Below are 18,667 nucleotides of genomic sequence, written 5' to 3'. Positions count from 1 at the left end.
CATGCTTTCACATGGCTAGCGCTCTGGCTCTGGTATTCCGTTAGCGCGCTGTTTCTACCTCTGCCGATTCTCATGGGGTGGAGCATGGCGCCTGTGGCCATGATTATGATGTGGCCACAAGCTCGCTGGCGTATCAAAATTGTGATGGCATTTATGATCCCTATGGGGATGGGGCTGTGGCTCGTTCATAGCCACTGGCTGCAATCGTTGTTTTCTCATAGTGACAAAATCAGTTTTGCCGCTCCCATCTTTGCCGTCGAATTGTGGCTACGCCTGCTCGTTTTCGTTGCCGCCGCCCAACTGTGGCTGCAAAAGGTGCCCACTCAGCTGTTTGTTGCTGCCTTATTCTCTAGCCGTTTACCTGTTGGCATCGCTTATTTGTGCGCTGGCCCTCTGCTGCTTAAGGAGCAGCTTAAGCAGCAATTAGCCTCGATTAAAGAAGCGCAAAGCGCGCGTGGCGTGAGTTTTGATGGGACCCTTATTCAGCGGCTGAAAACGATTGTGCCATTGCTTTCACCTCTACTATTGCAAAGCCTCAATGATTTAACTACGCGAAGTTCTGCGCTAGATGCGCGGGCATTTCGTCGCTATCCACATCGTACCGTGCTGAAACCTATCTTCGAACATCGCTGGGAGCCCTTTTTACGCGTTGTTTTACTTTGCTGTTTGCTCGTCGAAGGAGGTGCGTTTTGGCTTTATCACTCGATATCGATCGGCTAGTGGTGGATGTGCACGATGTTTTTCAGCTAGGGCCAATAACCTTAAAGCTAGAAGAAGGACAATGGCTTGCCGTTCTAGGGGGCAATGGTTCTGGAAAAAGTCTGCTGGCTAAATTTTTGGTTGGCGTTCTTGAGGCTCGCTCGTTGCGGCATGTTGACGGTAGGGGCGAGGTGTTGGGGAGCAACATTTTGCTTGAGAATGAGATGAAGCACACTTGCCAGTGGGTTCAACAATCGCCCTATTTACAGTTCTCTGGCTGCTGCTTTACCGTTGAGGATGAAATAGCCTTTGGACCACAGAATTTAGCATTGCCTAAAGCTGAAATAATGAGTCGGGTGGAGACTGCGTTGACGCGCTTTAAGTGCCAACATCTCCGGTTACGTAACCCTCAAACGCTATCGGGTGGCGAAGCGCAGAGGGTATTACTCGCCTGTGCTTTGGTCATGCACCCAAAATTATTAGTGCTCGATCAGGCGTTAGGGCGATTAAGCCAAGAGGCAACGTACCAAGTACTGGATGCTATTCAATGCTATGTGCAAGAGTTGCAGTGTTCGGTGATTATGCTTGAACATCGTCTATTCCCTGCGGCAGATTATTGCCCGCAGCGTGTATTACTGAAAGAAGGCAGAACTAGCTCTTTTGATGAAGCGCTTCCTACGTCATTAATGCAACAAGTGGTATTGCCCGAACAGCTGAAAACGGAATTGCTGCAAGAAACTCAGAGTCTCAATGAGATATCGCAGGTGTTTACTCCTTTTATGCGAGGCTGCCAGCGATGCTAAACATAGAAAATATGGCGTTTGGTTGGGAGGCGGAGAGTGACTGCCTTCAAGATGTGAACTTGCATATCAAACATGGTGAACAATGGGTGATTACCGGAGAAAACGGTGCGGGGAAATCGACTCTGCTTCGGCTCGCTGCGGGCTTACTTAAACCGAGCAGTGGATCGGTGTATTTGAATGGCGTAGATCTTGCGCAATTGAAGTCAGTAGAAAAATCGGCCCAGATTGGTTTTTTATTTCAGGAAGTTGAACGTCAGTTGTTCCATAGTTCAGTACGAGATGAAATCCGGTTTGGACTGCGGTTACAGCGTTTGTCGTCGGCAATTATTGAGGCGCGAGTTCAACATGCTCTCGAAACATGTGGCTTAGCCGACGTTGCGAATAAACACCCGCTCGATTTACACAGTGGACAGCGCCGTATGGTCGCCGTTGCGTGCCTATGTGCTATGCGGCCCCCCTTACTCCTTTTAGACGAGCCGAGCCGAGATTTTGATCCGTATTGGATGGGGATTTTTGAAGCTTGGTTGGAAGAAAATCGTCATCAAGGAACTACCGTGATAGCGATAAGCCACGACCCTGAATTCTCTCTGCGTCATTTCCAACGCACTATTCTGGTCAATGAGAGAACAGCACGAATAGCTATTTAACATTCATGGCGCACAGATCGCTCGCCTGTGCGCGCTGCTGTCGAGCAAGTGGGTCCTGCTGATAGAATTTTACAAAATGCGCATACATGCAGGGAAAACGTCCGTAGAGTAGTTCCGGTGCGCTAAAAAAGTATTCAGAAAGCACTGCAAAGCATTCTGCTGGTTCGCTTGCTGCATAAGCATCAAGGCTGGTGGCTGCCTCTCCGACAACGTCCACTTCGTCTTGAATCGCGTTCATCGCCGCTTGCAGATCATATTCCCACTGAGCAACGTCTTTAAGCGCAATGGGGGGAATACCGGTAGCGACGCCAGCGTTACGCATATCGAGCTTATGTGCCGTTTCATGGATGATAAGGTTATAGCCAGAAAGATCGAAAGAGTCTTTCACATCCATCAAGTTCAAGATAACCGGTCCCTGCGCCGAACATTGTCCTGCTTGCACCATAGGGCCGGTATGAACGAGGCCGATGTCATCTTGCCATTCTTCATGAAAAATAAAAGGCTCAGGGTAGAGCAGAATCTCATGAAAGCCATCAAGCCAATCAATACCAAGTTCGAGCACGGGGAGTGAAAAGAGTAACGCGATGCGAGCCTCAAGCAAGGGGGAAAGACAGAGCTCCTGTAATGGAACAATGCGTTTCAGCTGTAAGAATTTTGAGGCAATCAGCGTTAATTTATACGATTCGGCTGGTGTGAGGGTTGCAAGCAGAGGAATAGCTAACGCCTCATCCCAGGGATAATTGGCAAGAGGGCGATTTTCACCTGCGTTCCAAGGCCACTTAATCATTAGAATGCTCGCAACATGATGGTTTATTCACCACTGTTTTATCATGAAAAAGCGTAAGGATAAAACAGTAAACTAAGGCGCGTAGATAATCACTTTTTTTACAATTAGTCTGTGATTAAGCCCACGCTGTTGCTCGCTTGAATAAATAAATCAATATGTTGCTATGTAATAATTAAAGGCTCGGGTTTGCCTAAAAGATACCCTTGCAGATACTCTACGCCCAAGGTGATCAATACATCGCGCTGTTCTTGTGTTTCCACGTATTCCGCGACGACTTTTAATTTCATTTCCCCCGCAATTTCGCAGATAGATTTTATGATCATCTGATCAACGCGGTTGCTAGTAATGTTTTTGACGAAATAACCATCGATTTTGATGATGTCGGCATTCAACTTTTTTAATCGCTCATAGTTGGCAAATCCGGTACCAAAGTCGTCAATGGCAATTTGAAAATGATAGTCGCGTAACGTACTGATGCAATGGTGGGCAGCCGCGGCATTGATGAAGCCTTGTTCTTCGGTCACTTCAAAAACAACGGCAGAAGGGGGAACTTGGTGTTGTTCAAAAATAGCAATGATGCGCTCGGCAATACGGTGCTGCATCAACGTTAGAGGCATCAGATTAACGGAGAAGCATATTTCTTCTGTATCTAGATTTTGCGACCGTATGTATTTGACCACGTTTTCTACCATCAGCAGATCGAAGCGTGGACTCAGGTTAAATTCTGCAATTAAAGGAATAAATTTATCTGGCGTAATAATCTCATTGTTATCTTTTAGACGTGCCAAAATTTCGTAATAGCGGGTGCCATTTTTGTGCTCAATCGGCTGTGCATGCAGCATGATGTTATTTTCATTAAGGGCATTTTTGATTTTTTGTAACAGCACCACACGGTCTGAAACCTGACTTGCGACGACCTGATTGCCTTCATCGAGGCATAAGAGACGATCCTCTTCACATGCTTTTTCGCACAGATAACTTAGCTGGCCAATGCAGCGATGAAGGTTATCGGTGTCACGATTAAATTCGCCGTAAGATAATCCATAGTGCAGTTCAACCTGAATATTATTCCAGCTTAGCGGATATTCTTTGAGCTTTTGGCGGAGTGCATTTAAACGGGGAATATTCTCGTCTTCACTGCCAGATAGAAAAATAAGTAAATCGCAGCTAGGCAATTGATATACATGCTCACCGCTGTCTAAGTGGCTATGGATGATGGCAGCAATACTTTGTTTACAATGGATCCGCATACGAAGCCCATAATGACGGCTAAGCAACTCAAGGCTGGAAAGATGCAGGTGACACAGCACGCCTTTAGTATGTGCGCGGACATGATGTTCGAGCGCACGTAAATTGGGTAGCTTCGTCATGGGATCGGTCAACGCCATTAGCGCGTAGACTTTCTGCATCCAATCACTTTTCTTAAACATCATCGACAGATAAAAAATAGAAACAGTGAATGCGATAAATACCGAGGAGATAAAGGTAAGCTCAAAGGCATTATTGGCGATGTGTAAAAAACTTTTGCTATAGGTTAGTAGCATAAGAGCAGTAAACGACCACAGCATAATGATTAAGCGGGTACTAAAGCGTTTGATGCCGTAGTTAAAATGAACAAATATCGCGGGGGCAACAAAGCCTGAAAACAATACGGTATTGAAGGGTAAGCAAAATACAATCAAGAATAGGGCAAGTAATACAAACCAACAGATATTGATTAAGCGGCCTTCATTGCTCACTGCCAACTTTAGGTCAAACAAGAAAAAGGTTCGAGCATAGCGCCAATTTAGCAACATTCTTATGCCGTAATAGAATATGATGCTAAAGATAACCGCAGCGATGATCAGATTTTGAATATTGATCAGCGTATAGACATCAGCACTCAGACTAAAATAGCGCTCAAGCGTTGGCGGTGCGTCGATGAGCGTGCCGCAAGCCACAATCATGACCTTCATCCAGAATGGGGCAATTAGCCCTAGCCAAAACAGGCGTACACCGATCCCTTTATTGCCGATATTATAGCGCCAGCGTTTGCCTAAAATTATCTCAACGATCCATGAGCAGCCAGCCAAAGGGATAACGATACTCAAGGTCATTGCCACTGCCGATGAGGGCGTGAAGAAAGGGATCATCAGATAGCTGAGGCAGTACGCCGCCGTCAGCGGGATTAATACATTTCGCCCAAATAGCAGGATCATTGCCGTCGCTAAACTGACGGGTAAATAAGCTAAATGAACGTTCTCGTAATAGATAACGGCATGCGGAGAGATACTGCGAGCGATGGGGAAAAAAAGCAGAGTGACAATAAACGCCGTTATTTGTTTTCTCAAGTTTGAGCTGAATTTAAAAGCCATCGCGAGTTCGCATTAGTCGGTTAGAGTTAATGTAAAAATATAATTTCACCGCATACATTCAAGCGTATAGGAGAATGATATCTGTAGATTACAGTAGAACTGAAAATTCTCTGAATAGCTGAATTGTGACATTTATTATCTATTTTTTCAATTAAACTAATAATTTACATTATAAAAACAAATATGAAGTGGAGGCGTGTTCATTCAGGTTGTTAATCTGCGGAAGAGTTTATTCCGCAAGGGGATTAGTGCTTACAAATACAAGGCCATTATGGCGGAAGTTTTATTACCGGAGTTTCCTCTGCTCTCTAACTCTAAGGAATGTGGTGCATTTGTTATGAGTAATTTAATTCAAATAAAAAAGCCACGTTGTATTCGTGGCTTTCTAATAATTCAAATTGTGATAACGATCATCCTATTCATGGCGCTATCACGGTTTCGCTGTCCGGCAGCTTTTAAGAATATCCAAGCTAGGATCGTATTCCTTAGTCTGCACATTCATCATGGCCAGCATGGTATGGAAGAGATTATCGTGTGAATAGTCGTTTGTCTTGGCCAGCTTGGCGACACAATCACGATCGATTCCATTGGCTTGAACAAAGCCATCTGATAGCCACATTTCCATTGGGACCTTAGTTTGCTCATCAGGTGCAAACTTATAAGGTGTTCCATGTAAATACAAACCGTCTTCGCCCAATGATTCACCATGGTCAGACACATAATACAACGCAACGTTATAGTCTTTTTCGTATCCTTTAAGCCGTTGAATGAACTGGCTCACAACATAGTCCGTATACCGGATGGTGTTATCATAGGTATTCACTAATTCCTGCTGGGTACAGTTTTCAATATCACTACGCTGGCAGTCAGGGACAAAGAAACGAAACTCTTTAGGATAGCGTTTATAGTAGGTTGGACCATGGCTGCCGATAAGGTGGAATGCTAGCGTCTTATTTTTCCCATCTGCTGGAATGAGCTTATCCAAATCGTTTAATAGCACGGCATCGTAGCAGGTTTCGCCATCGCAAAGATTTTTGTCGCTGTTCGCTGGCACTATTTGTGTTGGGATGCGATCGCAGGCGCCCTTACATCCTTCATCATTGTCTTTCCAGTAAGTAGACACCCCTGCTTTTTGCAAGATATCCATCAATCCTTCACTGTTGCGGGCAATGTTATTATCAAAGTGTGTACGCGGCATATTCGAGAACATACAAGGCACTGAAATGGCCGTTGCTGTACCACATGAACTGACCTTTGAGAAATAAATCAGGTCGGGTTCTTGGCTGGTATAAGGGTTGGTTGGGCGAGCATATCCCTGTAGCTGCTGATTCTGATGGCGAGCCGTTTCCCCAACGATTAGAAAGACCAGCGTTGGTTTACTGCCCGTTTTCTGCACCAGTTTCGCATCGTCACCGATTTTACGGAACGGAATGGGTTTGGTCAGATAGCGGCGATTAATATACTGCGAAGCGCTATAGAGATAGTTAGTTGGCACAATCTCCAAATTGAGCGAGCGGTTATTACGTCCAACGGACGCGTAGTCTTGGTAATAGAGGCTAGCAACCAACGCAATAATCAAAAGTGACACCAGCATAGAAACTAAACGCAGCCCAAAGCGGGCGAGAAAGCCGTGCGCATAGATAATCTGGGTTCTCATTAATATCACGCAGGGCAGAATGCCGGTGAATAACACCCACAATACCACCGAGAAATTGTAGTACGACGAAGCTTCGGCGGGATTGGTTTCAAAAATGTTTTCAATCATCGATCGATCGAAAATGATCTTGTATTTCAATTGTGCATAGCTAGCAAAGGCGCTGACCACCAGAATGACGCAAAAGAAAGGTTTGAAAATCGGTTTAAACGTGAACGGTGTAAAAACAAAGTTCAGGGCAGCAATCAGCACCAGTGGGATTGAAAATGCAAAGCCAAGCTTATAGTTATCTAGCGAAGTCAAAATTCGATAGAAATGCAATAAAATCGGTAAGTTAACTACGAGAGTAAAGTAAATGGCCAAAATAATGGTCAGTGATAAAAAACTGACTCTCAACGCCTTTCGCTGCAAGGTAAACGCTCCCCAAAACCTGTTAAATGACCATGTCTTATAGAACAGTGGACAAGAATTAAGCGTAATAAATAAAACCGCTTTATAGTGGGGCAGATTAGCGAGCCAAACTTAAGATAGCCTTAAGCTATCAAGGCTTCAGGTGATAAGAACTCAGCGAGTGAAAACGGCTGAGCGTTTCCATAGTGAATGATATTTTGTAATAAAAAAAACGCCGCTTGGGTTATCAATGCGGCGTTAAATCATTGGGCTGATTAGATGAAAATTTACCAGTAATTAGCAAACGCCAAAATCACCGTCTTCTTGATAGAGGGCCAGATGGGAAGCCACTATAGTTTCCTGTTTTTCGTTTCCTAGTTCATTCCATGAACAGGTAATCTCATTGTCGTTAACCGCGACAACAGTCATACGTGGGCCACCGCTGGTTTTTTGCACGCTATCACCAACTGAAAAACTCATGCTTCTCTCCTCAATACATCGGGCTAAAGAATAAACAGAAACTGTTTATCTTATTGAATATTTGGATATTCAAAGATATTCAAATAAGGAATGAATTATAAAATAGACTAAGCTGGCCCAGATAAATAGTGAAAAGAACCGATGTCTATGGTGATAAAAATTGAATAACTTTCCAGTGATGTCGATGCCTATTTTTCACTCGCATGGTTCTTTCTTTCTCTGCAAAAAATCCCACTTAAAAAAACCATTGCTTTGTTTTTAAAAGTTATTTTCATTTCAAATACCAGAAGGTAACAACTAGCCACACTTTAATTCACAAATAATATGAGGTGAACGCTTGTTTTTTTATTAACCGTAATGATAATCGGTATCATTATTTTTACGGTTCTTTACATGCGCATTGTGCGCAGGCAAGAGAGAAAAGCATGTTTGTTCCCTTCCTCATCATGTTCCGCGAAGGCCTTGAGGCTGCGTTGATCGTCAGTCTTATCGCCAGTTATTTAAAGAGAACCCAGCGTTCGCAGTGGTTGGGCGTCGTCTGGATTGGTGTAATCCTCGCCGCTGCGCTCTGTTTAGGATTGGGGATCTTCATCAATGAAACTACTGGCGAATTCCCACAAAAACAGCAGGAATTGTTCGAGGGACTGGTTGCCGTGGTCGCGGTCTGCATTCTGACCTACATGGTTTTCTGGATGCGTAAAGTTTCCCGCTCGGTAAAAACACATATCGAAGGGGCGATTGATAACGCACTCAGCGCAGGCAAAGGTCAGGGCTGGGCGCTGGTAGCGATGGTTTTCTTCGCCGTGGCGCGAGAGGGACTAGAGTCGGTCTTCTTCCTATTGGCGGCATTTCAGCAAGATGTTGGCGTTCAGGCGCCCATCGGCGCGGTACTGGGTTTGGTCGCAGCAATTCTCGTCGGCATGATGATTTATTGGGGGGGGATAAAACTGCACTTAGCTAAGTTCTTTAAATGGACAAGCCTCTTCATTCTGTTTGTTGCTGCAGGCCTTGCCGCAGGTGCTATCCGCGCTTTCCATGAGGCTGGACTATGGAATTATTTGCAAGATATCGCCTTCAATCTCACCGACGTGCTTTCAACCCATTCACTGTTAGGAACCTTTTTAGAAGGCATTTTAGGCTATCAAGAGGCCCCTTCGGTGAGCGAAGTGTTGGTCTATTTCCTGTATCTGATCCCAGCACTGATTTTCTTCTTCATGCCACAGCGCACAGATGTCGCGGCGGTAAACGGTAAAGCAGATCATTCACGCTAATGAGTTTTCAATACTATTATCCTATTTTTCAGGGAGTTATTTCTATGTCTAGCACGACTTTTCGCCGCACTGCGCTGTCTTTAGCTTTACTGACTTTACCTGCGACCGCGGCACTTGCCGCTGACGCATTGCCGCAGGTGAAAATCGCGGTCAATGACAAACAGTGCGAGCCGATGACGCTCACAATTCCTGCCGGAAAAACCCAGTTCATCGTGCATAACAACAGCCAAAAAGGTCTGGAATGGGAAATCCTTAAAGGCGTCATGGTGGTGGAAGAGCGCGAAAACATCGCCCCAGGGTTCACCCAAAAAATGACGGCAACCCTTGAGCCGGGCGAATACGATATGACCTGCGGGCTGCTCAGTAATCCGAAAGGAAAAATCATTGTTCAAGCCGCCGACGGCGCAGCCGCGGTAAAGACTGACGCAATGGCGCTGGTGGGGCCGATTGCAGAATACAAAATTTATGTCATGCAAGAAGTTAAGCAGCTGGTTGAGCAGACTAAAGCCTTCACCGATGCAGTGAAAAAAGGCGATCTGGCAACGGCACAAAAACTTTATGCTCCAACGCGTCAGCATTATGAACGTATCGAACCGATTGCAGAATTGTTCTCCGATCTCGATGGCAGCATTGATGCGCGTGAAGACGACTACGAACAAAAGGCCCAAGATCCTAATTTCACCGGTTTCCACCGTCTAGAAAAAGTGTTGTTTGGTGACAAAACCACCAAAGGAATGGACGGCTATGCGGATCGTCTGATGAAAGACGTGCTCGAACTACAAACCCGCGTGACGACGCTGACCTTTGCTCCAAGCAAAGTTGTCGGTGGCGCGGCAGGTCTTATCGAAGAAGTGGCTGCAAGCAAAATTAGCGGTGAAGAAGATCGCTACAGCCGCACCGACCTGTGGGATTTCCGTGCCAACGTCGATGGTGCGCAAAAGATTGTGAATCTGCTGCGTCCGATGCTGGAAAAAGCGAATCCTCAACTGCTCGCCAAAATTGACGCCAACTTTAAAACCGTTGATTCCATCTTAGACAAATACCGCACCAAAGACGGCTATGAGTCCTATGAAAAACTCACCACCGCAGATCGCAATGCGATGAAAGGACCGATCACTGCGCTGGCAGAAGATTTGGCACAGCTGCGTGGTGTGTTAGGGCTCGATTAAGATCCTCGATGCGCTTAGCACGCTAGTTGCACAAAATTGGGATTCGAAATACTGGGGTTAGAGAAATGAGTGGTAAAGGATGCCCGATCACCGGGCTGACAGGGGAGGCCGAAATGCCTTCCCGCCGCCGTTTACTGTTAGGCGCTGGCGTATTAAGCGGCGCCTTGGTATTAGGTGGATCAGTGAAGGCCGATACCGGCACCAAACCGTTAGCGACGGATAAATCCCCCGAGAATGCGCGCTGGCAGAAGCAGCCTTTCTATGGGGAACACCAGGCTGGCGTACTGACGCCGCAGCAGGCTTCAGCCATGCTGGTGGCTTTTGACGTGCTGGCGACGAATGCTCAAGATTTACAACGCTTAATGAAACTGCTCACCGAGCGGATTGCCTTTTTGACGCACGGCGGCGAAGCCCCGCACGCAGATGCCAAATTGCCACCGATGGATTCCGGCATCATGGGGCCGGACATTTATCCTGATAATTTGACGATTACCGTGTCAGTAGGGGATTCCCTGTTCGATCAGCGTTTTGGCTTGGCTGCGCTCAAGCCGCTTCAATTGCAAAAAATGACGCGTTTCCCTAATGACTCGCTGGATGCGGCGATCTGTCACGGCGACCTGTTGCTCCAAATTTGCAGTAACAGCAACGACAGCGTGATCCACGCACTGCGCGACATTATCAAATACACGCCCGACCTACTCAGCGTGCGCTGGCGGCGGGAGGGTTTCATCTCAACCCATGCGGCACAAAGCCACGGCAAAGAAACGCCGATCAATCTTCTGGGGTTCAAAGATGGTACGGCAAACCCAAACGCCGACGACAAGCCTCTGATGAACGACATCGTGTGGGTCACCGCTGACCAAAAAGAACCAGCATGGGCGGTGGGCGGCAGTTATCAGGCGGTGCGGATTATTCGTTTCCGCGTGGAGTTTTGGGATCGCACACCGCTGCAAGAGCAGCAAACAATTTTCGGTCGTGATAAAGCGAGCGGCGCGCCACTCGGCATGACGCATGAACACGATGAACCGGATTACACTCAGGATCCTGAGGGAAAAGTGATTCCGCTGGATGCGCATATTCGTCTGGCTAATCCTCGCACTCAAGAAACGCACAGCAGCTTAATGATGCGTCGGGGCTACAGCTATTCACAGGGCGTATCCAATTCCGGCCAGTTGGATATGGGATTGCTGTTTGTGTGCTATCAGCACGATCTGGATAAAGGCTTTATTACCGTGCAAAAACGCCTGAACGGCGAAGCGTTAGAGGAATATATCAAACCGATTGGCGGTGGATACTTCTTTGTTTTGCCGGGAGTGAAAGATAAAAACCACTACCTAGGTGAGGGACTGTTCCAGAAGATTTAGCTGAAATATGAATGAGATAAGAGCCTAAACTTACAACTCTAACGCCAGCATCTTGCTGGCGTTTTTTGTTTTAGCAACCAAACCTCGCAGATACTCCTCAAGGGTTATCCTAAGAAAAAGTGCATTCTTTAAGTTGCATTTGAAATGCATATTAAATACTATAATTTCAAAGTCGCATTTGAAATGCATATTTGAGAAAGAGCAATAATCAGGAGTGGGTCATGGCTATTCAGGTAAAAAACAACGTCTACTGGGTTGGTAAACAAGACTGGGAACTGCGCGAATTTCACGGCAGCGAATACTCGACTCACAAAGGCTCTAGCTACAACAGCTATCTGATTAAAGAAGAAAAGAACGTTCTGATCGATACCGTCTGGACACCTTACGCCGCCGAATTTGTGGCGAATTTAGAGCGTGAAATCGATTTAGATAAAATTGATTACATCATTGCCAACCACGCAGAAAGCGACCACAGCGGCGCATTGCCTGCGCTGATGGCCAAAATTCCGAACACCCCCATTTACTGCACCGCCAACGGCGTGAACTCCATCAAAGGTCATTATCACCAAGACTGGAATTTCCGCGTGGTAAAAACCGGCGATTCTATTGATATCGGCAACGGCAAAAAATTAGTGTTCGTTGAAGCGCCAATGCTGCATTGGCCAGACAGCATGATGACGTACATGACGGAAGACGCTCTGCTGTTTAGTAACGACGCTTTTGGCCAGCATCTCGCCAGTGCGTGTTTGTTCAATGACGAAATTGACCAAAACGAACTGTATAACGAATGCATCAAGTACTTCGCCAATATCCTGACGCCGTTCAGCAAACTGGTCACGAAAAAGATTGAAGAGGTGTTATCACTGAATTTGCCGCTCGATATGATCTGTACTTCGCACGGCATTATCTGGCGCGATAATCCGGCGCAGATCGTTGAAAACTATCTCAAATGGGCAGACAGCTATCAGGAAAACCAAATTACCCTGATTTACGACACCATGTGGAACGGCACGCGCACCATGTCTGAGGCGATTGCTCGCGGTATTCGTCAGGCCGATCCTAGCGTGGTGGTCAAACAGTTCAATCTGGCAAACTCAGATAAGAATGACGTACTGACCGAAGTGTTTAAATCCAAAGGGATTTTAGTTGGATCTCCAACGGTCAATAACGTGATGCTGCCGCAGGTGGCAGGGTTACTAGAAGAGATGCAGGGCCTGCGCTTTACCGGCAAAGCCGCGGCGGCGTTTGGTAGCCACGGCTGGAGCGGTGGTGCCGTCGACCGTATCTCTTCGCGCCTGCAAGATTGCGGATTTATGATGATGCGCGGCATCAAAGCCGAGTGGAAACCGACCGAAGACGCGGTTGCTCAGTGTGAAGCCTTCGGCGCTGAATTTGCCCGTCAGCTTGGTGCTCCAGCATGTTGTGACAGCGGTTGCGCAGGCGCAGAAAAATCCTCTTCAGGTAAATGGATCTGCCGCACCTGTTCATGGGTTTACGATCCTGAACTTGGCGAGCCAAATCAGGGCGTTCCGGCCGGTACCGCATGGGAAGACGTGCCAGACAGTTTCCTCTGCCCAGTGTGCCTGATGGGTAAAGACGACTTCTATCCTGCCGATTGAGGAACAGACTATGGCTGAGAATCATCCTGTCATTATTGTTGGAAGTGGTCATGCAGGGCTGCAACTGGCGCGCAATGTGCGCCGGTTACAGCCGACCTCAGGGTTAGTGATGATCTGCGCCGATGACGGCGTAGATTACGCCAAACCGCAGCTGAGCCATGCTTTTAGCCAGCAACAAAGCGCAGAGCAGTTGACGCGCAAAACCGCTCAGGAACTGCGCCAAGAGCTAAAAATGATGCTGCTCACCGAACAGCGCGTTGAGGAAATTCATCCCGCGGAACAAACGATTGTGGTCAACGGTCGTACGTTGGCCTATAGCAAACTGGTTTTAGCCACGGGGGCTCGCGCTTTTGTTCCTCCGGTAGCGGGAGATGCGAGTGATGACATCAAAACGCTCAACAGCCTGCAAGAATATCGCCACCTGCGTGAACGAATGATGCAAGGCGAGCGAGTTTTGGTGCTCGGCGGTGGTTTGATCGGCACTGAAATTGCGCACGATCTCGCCGTTGCGGGTAAACAGGTTAGCGTATGCGATCCTTCCGCGCAGCTTCTGGCGAATCTTTTACCTGATTTTGCCGCGCAGCGACTGGCAGAAACGTTACAAACGCTATCTTGCGATCTGTTACTGAACAATACGTTGGAGATGCTACAGCGTCTGCCTCACGGCGTGCGAGCGACTTTTACTAACGGAGAAGCTCGCGAGTTCGACCATGTTATTTGTGCCGCAGGCCTACGCCCAAATAGCGAGCTTGCAGCACTGGCGGGGCTGAACGTTGAACGCGGCATCGTGGTTGATAGCCAGCTTCGTACCTCCGATCCCGATATTTACGCCTTGGGTGATGTGGCGCAGATCGATGGTCGCTTATGGCCATTCTTACAGCCGATTTCGCAGTGTGCCGCCGCGTTGGCTAAAACGATCGCGGGTGAACCGACCCACGTCACGCTGCCGGTGATGCCGGTCAATGTAAAAACGCCGCGTTTCCCGCTACAGCTAGCGGGGGAAACACGGGCTGCCGACGTAGATTGGCAGATCGAACAGGATGCCGACAGCCTGCTGGCAAAGGCCTATCGCGACGATAAATTAGTGGGTTATATCGCGGGCGGCACCGCACAAATGCAAGGTTTGGCGCTGCTGCGTCAGCTCTCAATATAAAATGAAAAGGTGAAGACTATGTTCAAGATCCCAGCAAACTATCATGTTACTCGTAGCACACCGTTCTTCAATCGTCAGACCGTACCTGCGGCGCTGCTAAGCCACCACAACACCAAAGCCGGTGTATATGGCCGACTTTCTGTGATGCAGGGCGCGGTCAAATATTATGGTTTTGCCAACGAACAGGCGCAGACGCCAGAAATTGAAGTCACTATCAATGCAGGCCAATTTGGCGTTTCACCGCCGCAATACTGGCACAAAGTCGAGCTGCTGACCGAAGACACCTATTTTAATTTGGATTTCTTCGCTCAAGATAGCGCGGATACCGAGAAGAGCGATTTAACCAAAGTGGTTGATTGCTAACCTTTAGCACTGTGTCCCTCTTTGTTTTTCCTCCTCCCCAAGCAAGGGGAGGAGCAACCCCAAACGATCCCGCAATAAACCTAAATTTCCCCCCTTTATTCTCGCCATGGCTTTTTTTCTCATCTGTCATCCTATGCACTGACTAATTTTCATCTTTAGCAAAAGCCTTGGGATTGCGCGGTGTCAGAAGATAGCGATCTAGAAAAAACAGAAGACCCCACATCCCACAAACTTGAAAAAGCACGTGAGAAAGGGCAAGTACCGCGTTCGCGTGAGCTCACCTCGATGCTGATGCTGGCGGCGGGTATTTCTATTCTATTGATCGGCGGAGAGCATTTGGCGCGCCAGCTTTCGGCGATGATTTCGCAGGGCTTACAGTTCGACCAGCTATTAATAAGCAATGACAAACAGATGTTGCGCCAGCTTGGCAACTTATTGCAGCAGGCCGTGGCGGCGCTCATGCCCGTGCTGTTGGGGCTGATGATGGTCGGCTGGGCCGCGCCGATGCTGATCGGCGGTTTTTTCTTTAATCCGGGTTCGATCAAGTTTGATTTAAGCAAGATGAGTCTGCTGTCGGGATTAAAGCGCTTGTTTTCAAGCCAAGCGTTAGCGGAGTTGTTGAAAGGCGTGCTGAAGGTGGTTCTGGTTAGCTGGGTTGCCGGGTGGTTTATCTGGCATTACTGGGGACAAATGCTGGCCTTAATTGCAGAGTCGCCACTCGACGCGATGGGTGATGCGCTGCATCTGATTGGGATGTGCGGGTTGTTGATTGTATTAGGGCTGGTGCCGATGGTGGCGTTCGACGTCTTCTACCAGATCTGGAGCAACATCAACAAACTCAAAATGACCAAGCAGGAAATCAAAGACGAATTTAAAGAACAAGAGGGCGATCCCCACGTCAAGGGACGCATTCGCCAGCAACAGCGTGCTGCCGCGCGCCGCCGTATGATGAGCGATGTACCTAAGGCCGATGTGATTGTGACCAACCCGACACACTATGCGGTGGCCTTGCAGTATCAGGAAAACAAAATGAGTGCTCCCAAAGTTTTAGCGAAAGGAGCCGGAGAAATCGCGCTACGTATCAAAGAGCTGGGGAATCAGCATCGAATCCCTCAGCTAGAAGCACCGCCGCTCGCCCGTGCGCTCTATAAACACAGCGAGATTGGGCACCATATTCCCGCCACGCTTTACGCCGCGGTTGCCGAAGTTTTAGCGTGGGTCTACCAGCTAAAACGTTGGCAGAAAGAGGGCGGTTTAGCACCGAAGAAACCACAAAACTTGCCAGTGCCGGAAGCACTGGATTTTGCCGGAGAGAAGACCACCGATGAGTAATTTGGCTGCGTTATTACGCATACAGGGAATGAATGGAGCCCAGTGGAAGGTGCTGGCTGGCCCAATCCTGATCCTGATGATCCTTTCCATGATGGTGCTACCGCTGCCGCCATTCATTCTAGATTTATTGTTTACCTTCAACATTGCGCTGTCGATTATGGTGCTGCTGGTGGCGATGTTTACCCAGCGCACGCTGGAGTTTGCGGCGTTCCCCACTATCCTGCTGTTCTCCACCTTACTGCGACTCTCGCTGAACGTGGCATCCACGCGCGTTATCTTGCTAGATGGGCATACCGGTGGTGCCGCAGCGGGTCGGGTTATCGAAGCGTTTGGTCACTTCTTGGTAGGCGGTAACTTTGCCATCGGCATCGTGGTTTTCATCATTTTGGTGCTGATCAACTTCATGGTTATCACCAAGGGTGCGGGGCGTATTGCTGAAGTTGGAGCTCGCTTTGTTTTAGACGGTATGCCGGGCAAACAGATGGCGATTGACGCCGATCTTAACGCCGGTTTGATTGGTGAAGATGAGGCGAAAAAACGCCGCTCCGAAGTGACGCAGGAAGCCGACTTCTACGGTTCCATGGACGGTGCGAGTAAATTCGTGCGCGGTGATGCGGTTGCGGGGCTGATGATCATGGCGCTCAACGTGGTTGGCGGACTGCTGGTGGGGGTTATTCAGCACGGTATGCCCGTTGGGCAAGCGGCGGAAACCTACACCTTGCTGACCATCGGTGACGGGCTGGTTGCGCAGATCCCTGCGCTGGTTATCTCCACCGCGGCGGGTGTGATCGTGACGCGCGTCAGTACCGATCAAGACGTTGGCGAGCAGATGGTGAACCAGCTGTTTAGCAATCCACGCGTCATGATTTTAAGTGCTTCGGTGCTCGGGCTATTGGGCCTTGTTCCGGGGATGCCAAATCTGGTGTTCCTGCTATTTACCGCAGCACTACTGGGTATTGCCTATTGGATCAGCAAGCGAGAAGGGCGCGCGGCACCTTCGCAGGCAGAGCAAGCCATCCCTGAAGCGCCACCGGTAGTCGAAGCCACGTGGGAAGATGTCCAGCTTGAAGATCCGCTGGGTCTGGAGGTGGGCTATCGCCTGATCCCAATGGTCGATTTCCAACAAAACGGCGAATTGCTCGGGCGTATCCGCAGCATTCGTAAGAAGTTTGCACAAACCATGGGCTTTTTACCGCCGGTGGTACATATCCGTGACAATCTGGAGCTCAGTCCGTCAGGCTATCGTATTCTGCTCAAAGGGATTGAAGCGGGACGCGGTGAGGCACATCCGGGCCGCTGGTTGGCGATTAATCCGGGCAGCGCGGCGGGCACCTTAGAAGGCGAAGCCACGGTCGATCCGGCGTTCGGTCTGCCTGCTATTTGGATTGATAACGCCCTGCGTGAACAAGCGCAGATTCAAGGCTTCACCGTGGTCGAAGCCAGCACGGTGGTGGCAACGCACCTCAACCACTTGGTTGGAAATCATGCCAGCGAACTGTTTGGTCGCCAAGAAGCCCAGCAGCTGTTAGAGCGCGTTACGCAGGAAATGCCTAAGCTGACCGACGATCTGATCCCGGGCACCGTCACCCTCACGACGTTGCACAAAGTTCTGCAAAATCTACTGGCGGAAAAGGTCTCAATCCGCGATATGCGTACGATCATTGAAACGCTGTCTGAACATGCGCCGACGCAAAGCGATCCTTATGAGTTGACGTCGGTGATCCGCGTGGCGCTAGGCCGTGCGATTACTCAACAGTGGTTCCCAGGCGAAGGCGAGATTCAAGTCATTGGTTTGGACACGCCGCTTGAGCGCTTGTTATTACAGGCATTACAAGGCGGTGGTGGTTTAGAACCCGGTTTGGCCGATCGCTTATTAGAGCAGGCGCAACAGGCATTGCAGCGTCAGGAATTGCTCGGCGCACCGCCGGTATTGCTGGTCAACCATGCGCTGCGCCCACTGCTCGCGCGTTTCTTGCACCGTTCGTTGCCTCAGTTGGTGGTATTGTCAAATATGGAAATCAGCGACAACCGCCAGATACGAATGACGTCAACCATTGGTTCAGCATAATGAAACGCGTAATCTCACTCGCTCTTTTGATGATCTCATCCGGTTGTGCCAGCGCCGCGGGCGGTAGTTGGTCGGCGGATAGCACTGGTGCAACGCTCAGCCATAAGGGCGTAAGCGTCACGTCACGTTCGTTAAGTCCTTCGGTGGGAATTCCTGCTGGAGCCACGATTCAAGATGTGGTTTGGCGTTATCAACTGCTCAATCCTGCGCCAGCAGGATTAGCAGTACAGCTTTGCTCTCCGCTACGTTGCTTTTGGCTGGACAGTGCCAATGGACAAAGCTCTGCGCTACAAGGCGAATCCGCCGCATCTCCGTTGACGATGACGCTACAAATCCCGGGGAAAGGCGTGATTTACCCACCGGTGCGTGTGGTGAGTCAGCAGGTGATTGTGAATTATCGCTGAGGCGAACCATCTCACCTTTTTAAACATTGACGAGCGCTAATACCCATCCCTCCCTTTAATGGGGGAGGGAACCAAACCGTGTAGATATCTAGGAACCTCGATCTGCTTTT

Annotated in this window: 16 protein-coding genes; 12 read left to right on the top strand and 4 right to left on the bottom strand. The window is 48.7% G+C overall.

The genetic code is table 11. The features are described from left to right. Positions 1–84 precede the first annotated feature (84 nt). From CPY98_RS12755 to CPY98_RS12745, 3 genes are read left to right on the top strand one after another with little or no spacing between them, the layout of a single operon-like run. Positions 85–720, top strand: a complete 636-nt coding sequence (locus CPY98_RS12755; protein ID WP_231899411.1) for an energy-coupling factor transporter transmembrane component T — start codon at positions 85–87, stop codon at positions 718–720. Then, on the top strand, positions 690–1,502 hold the full coding sequence (locus tag CPY98_RS12750; RefSeq protein WP_096387946.1) for an energy-coupling factor ABC transporter ATP-binding protein: 813 nt from the start codon (positions 690–692) through the stop codon (positions 1,500–1,502). Before CPY98_RS12755 ends, CPY98_RS12750 begins: the two co-directional genes overlap by 31 nt. Then, positions 1,496–2,149, top strand: coding sequence for an energy-coupling factor ABC transporter ATP-binding protein (locus tag CPY98_RS12745; protein WP_043493802.1), 654 nt, complete (start codon positions 1,496–1,498; stop codon positions 2,147–2,149). Before CPY98_RS12750 ends, CPY98_RS12745 begins: the two co-directional genes overlap by 7 nt. Here the strand turns inward: CPY98_RS12745 and mtfA are convergent. The 4 genes from mtfA to CPY98_RS12725 all read right to left on the bottom strand — a co-directional run bounded on the left by mtfA (position 2,142) and on the right by CPY98_RS12725 (position 7,814). Then, positions 2,142–2,936 (bottom strand): DgsA anti-repressor MtfA, encoded by a 795-nt coding sequence (gene mtfA, locus CPY98_RS12740; protein ID WP_043493800.1) that lies wholly within the window; start codon positions 2,934–2,936, stop codon positions 2,142–2,144. The two genes, CPY98_RS12745 and mtfA, sit on opposite strands and share 8 nt — an antisense overlap. Before the next feature lie 161 nt (positions 2,937–3,097). Further along, the gene (locus CPY98_RS12735; RefSeq protein ID WP_096387944.1) at positions 3,098–5,290 is read right to left on the bottom strand and encodes an EAL domain-containing protein; all 2,193 of its coding nucleotides are present in this window, start codon (positions 5,288–5,290) and stop codon (positions 3,098–3,100) included. A gap of 430 nt (positions 5,291–5,720) precedes the next feature. Further along, positions 5,721–7,355 carry a phosphoethanolamine transferase gene (locus tag CPY98_RS12730; protein WP_096387942.1) on the bottom strand — a complete coding sequence of 545 codons (1,635 nt, stop codon included), beginning with the start codon at positions 7,353–7,355 and terminating at the stop codon, positions 5,721–5,723. Between the two features lie 276 nt (positions 7,356–7,631). Next, positions 7,632–7,814 carry a YodC family protein gene (locus CPY98_RS12725; protein ID WP_096387940.1) on the bottom strand — a complete coding sequence of 61 codons (183 nt, stop codon included), beginning with the start codon at positions 7,812–7,814 and terminating at the stop codon, positions 7,632–7,634. A 425-nt stretch (positions 7,815–8,239) separates the two neighbouring features. On the opposite strand from CPY98_RS12725, the gene efeU reads away from it, so the two are divergent. The 9 genes from efeU to CPY98_RS12680 all read left to right on the top strand — a co-directional run bounded on the left by efeU (position 8,240) and on the right by CPY98_RS12680 (position 18,557). Further along, positions 8,240–9,085: an iron uptake transporter permease EfeU gene (gene efeU / locus CPY98_RS12720; protein WP_046450499.1), complete on the top strand. Its 846-nt coding sequence runs from the start codon at positions 8,240–8,242 to the stop codon at positions 9,083–9,085. Positions 9,086–9,129: 44 nt separating this feature from the next. Continuing rightward, a complete protein-coding gene (gene efeO / locus CPY98_RS12715) occupies positions 9,130–10,254 on the top strand; it encodes an iron uptake system protein EfeO (protein ID WP_043493791.1) in 1,125 nt (374 codons plus the stop codon). 65 nt (positions 10,255–10,319) lie between these two features. After that, on the top strand, positions 10,320–11,618 hold the full coding sequence (efeB, locus tag CPY98_RS12710; protein WP_096387938.1) for an iron uptake transporter deferrochelatase/peroxidase subunit: 1,299 nt from the start codon (positions 10,320–10,322) through the stop codon (positions 11,616–11,618). A 221-nt stretch (positions 11,619–11,839) separates the two neighbouring features. Continuing rightward, complete coding sequence (gene norV, locus CPY98_RS12705; protein WP_096387936.1) at positions 11,840–13,237, top strand: anaerobic nitric oxide reductase flavorubredoxin; 1,398 nt, start codon at positions 11,840–11,842, stop codon at positions 13,235–13,237. Positions 13,238–13,247: 10 nt separating this feature from the next. Further along, complete coding sequence (norW, locus tag CPY98_RS12700; RefSeq protein ID WP_096387934.1) at positions 13,248–14,390, top strand: NADH:flavorubredoxin reductase NorW; 1,143 nt, start codon at positions 13,248–13,250, stop codon at positions 14,388–14,390. A gap of 18 nt (positions 14,391–14,408) precedes the next feature. Next, a complete protein-coding gene (locus CPY98_RS12695; RefSeq protein ID WP_061553938.1) occupies positions 14,409–14,753 on the top strand; it encodes a DUF1971 domain-containing protein in 345 nt (114 codons plus the stop codon). Positions 14,754–14,933: 180 nt separating this feature from the next. Further along, positions 14,934–16,085, top strand: coding sequence for a flagellar biosynthesis protein FlhB (gene flhB, locus CPY98_RS12690; RefSeq protein ID WP_043493782.1), 1,152 nt, complete (start codon positions 14,934–14,936; stop codon positions 16,083–16,085). Then, positions 16,078–18,153: a flagellar biosynthesis protein FlhA gene (gene flhA, locus CPY98_RS12685; RefSeq protein WP_043493780.1), complete on the top strand. Its 2,076-nt coding sequence runs from the start codon at positions 16,078–16,080 to the stop codon at positions 18,151–18,153. The genes flhB and flhA overlap by 8 nt, the downstream gene beginning before the upstream one ends. Then, the gene (locus CPY98_RS12680) at positions 18,153–18,557 is read left to right on the top strand and encodes a flagellar protein FlhE (RefSeq protein ID WP_043493777.1); all 405 of its coding nucleotides are present in this window, start codon (positions 18,153–18,155) and stop codon (positions 18,555–18,557) included. The genes flhA and CPY98_RS12680 overlap by 1 nt, the downstream gene beginning before the upstream one ends. The last annotated feature ends 110 nt before the right edge of the window (positions 18,558–18,667 follow it).

The organism is Hafnia sp. CBA7124 (assembly GCF_002355555.1).
Classification (GTDB): Bacteria; Pseudomonadota; Gammaproteobacteria; order Enterobacterales; family Enterobacteriaceae; genus Hafnia; species Hafnia alvei.
Note: the sequence above shows the minus strand (reverse complement) of the source record. Positions and strands in the feature narration are given on the sequence as shown.